Origin of the sequence: Neochlamydia sp. TUME1, assembly GCF_000813645.1 — a bacterium.
Taxonomy (GTDB): Bacteria; Chlamydiota; Chlamydiia; order Chlamydiales; family Parachlamydiaceae; genus Neochlamydia.
In genome coordinates, this window is record NZ_JRXI01000050.1 from 1 (window position 1) to 2,269 (window position 2,269).

General features: G+C 40.3%; 1 protein-coding gene. It reads right to left on the reverse strand.

What is annotated here, in order from left to right:
• Positions 1-2,269, reverse strand: a 2,269-nt coding sequence (locus DB41_RS02350; protein WP_052243806.1) for a tetratricopeptide repeat protein, incomplete at both ends; no start/stop codon positions are given.

The window sequence follows — 2,269 nt, forward strand, 5'->3', positions numbered from 1 at the left end:
CTTTAGTGCTATACTCTTCCGCCTTACCTAAATGGCCTTGTCTCTGATAGATTTGTCCTAGGTTGTTGTAACGAATTGCCACATCGGGATGATCTTCACCAAAAAGCTTAAGGTCAATGGCAAGCGCTTTAGTGCTATACTCTACCGCCTTTTCTAAATTACCTTGCTTTTTGTAGACCATTCCCAGGTTGTTGTAACAAGTTGCCACTACGCAATGGTATTCACCAAAACGTCTAAGATCAATAGCAAGCGCTTTGTTGCTATACTCTACAGCCTTGCCTAAATTGCCTTGCTCGTGGTAAATTGCTCCTAGGTTGTTGTAAATGATTGCCACACAGGGATGATCTTCACCAAAAAGCTTAAGGTCAATGGCAAGCGCTTTAGTGCTATACTCTTCCGCCTTATCTAAATGGCCTTGATCTTGATAGATTGCTCCTAGGTTGTTGTAATCTCTTGCTACCCTGGGATGATATTCGCCAAAAAGCTTAAAGTCAATAGCAAGCGCTTTAGTGCTATACTCTACCGCCTTTTCTAAATTACCTTGCTTTTTGTAGATTTTTCCTAGATTGTTGTAAATGTTTGCCACAGTGAGATGATATTCACCAAAAAGCTTAAGATTGATGGCAAGCACTTTGTTAATATACTCTGCCGCTTTGTCTAAATAACTTTGCTTTTTGTAGATTTTTCCTAGATTGTTGTAAATGTTTGCCACAGTGAGATGATATTCACCAAAAAGCTTAAGGTTAATGGCAAGCGCTTTGTTAATATACTTTGCCGCCTTATCTAAATGGCCTTGATCTTTGTAGATTGCTCCTAGGTTGTTGTAATCTCTTGCTACTGTGAGATGATATTCACCAAAAAGCTTAAGGTCAATGGCAAGCGCTTTAGTGCTATACTCTTCCGCCTTGCCTAAATTACCTTGTTCTTTGTAAATTCCTCCTAGGTTGTTGTAATCGATTGCCACACTGGGATGATCTTCACCAAAAAGCTTAAGGTCAATGGCAAGCGCTTTGTTAATATACTTTGCCGCCTTATCTAAATGGCCTTGATCTTTGTAGATTGCTCCTAGGTTGTTGTAATCTCTTGCTACTGTGAGATGATATTTACCAAAAAGCTTAAGGTCAATGGCAAGCGCTTTAGTGCTATACTCTTCCGCCTTATCTAAATGGCCTTGCTCGTGGTAAATTGCTCCTAGGTTGTTGTAATCTCTTGCTACTGTGAGATGATCTTCACCAAAAAGCTTAAGGTCAATGGCAAGCGCTTTAGTGCTATACTCTTCCGCCTTACCTAAATGGCCTTGGCTCTGATAGATTTGTCCTAGGTTGTTGTAACGAATTGCCACTGTGGGATGATATTCACCAAAAAGCTTAAGGTCAATGGCAAGCGCTTTGTTAATATACTTTGCCGCCTTATCTAAATGGCCTTGGTTTTGGTAGATTTGCCCTAGGTTGTTGTAAATGATTGCCACCTTGGGATGATCTTCATCAGAAAGCTTAAGGCTTATGGCAAGTGCTTTAGTGCTATACTCTTCCGCCTTGCCTAAATTACCTTGTTCTTTGTAAATTCCTCCTAGGTTGTTGTAAATGATTGCCACCCTGGGATGATCTTCACCAAAAAGCTTAAGGTCAATGACAAGCGCTTTTCTAACATACTCTGCCGCTTTCCCTAAATTGCATTGTTCTTCGTAGATTCCTCCCAGGTTAATATAATCTCTTGTCACATTAGGATGATATTCACCAAAAAGCTGAAGATCAATGGCAAGCGCTTTGTTGCTATATTCCTCCACCTGGTCTAAATGGCCTTGGTTTTTGTAGATTCCTCCCAGGCTATTAAAAAGTTTTGGCACACTGGGATGATATTCACCAAAAAGCTTAAGGGCAATAGAGAGTGCTTTGCTGCTATACTCTACCGCTTTGTCTAAATTGCCTTGCTCGTGGTAGATTTGCCCTAGACTGTTGTAATGGGTTACCACTCTGGGATGATATTCACCAAAAAAATTAAGGTCAATGGCAAGCGCTTTCATGCTATATTCGGCTGCTTGGTCTAAATTGCCTCGATCTTGGTAGATTCCTCCCAGGTTATTGCAATAACTTGCCACCCTGGGATGATATTCACCCAAAAGCTTAATGCTAATGGCAAGTGCTTTTCTAATATACTCTTCCGCTTTGTCTAAATTACCTTGGTCTTGGTAAATGATTGCAAGAGCATTTAAAATCCCTGCATTTTGTGGATTTTCTTGTTCTGCTAAAAGATACCATTTTTCTGCTTT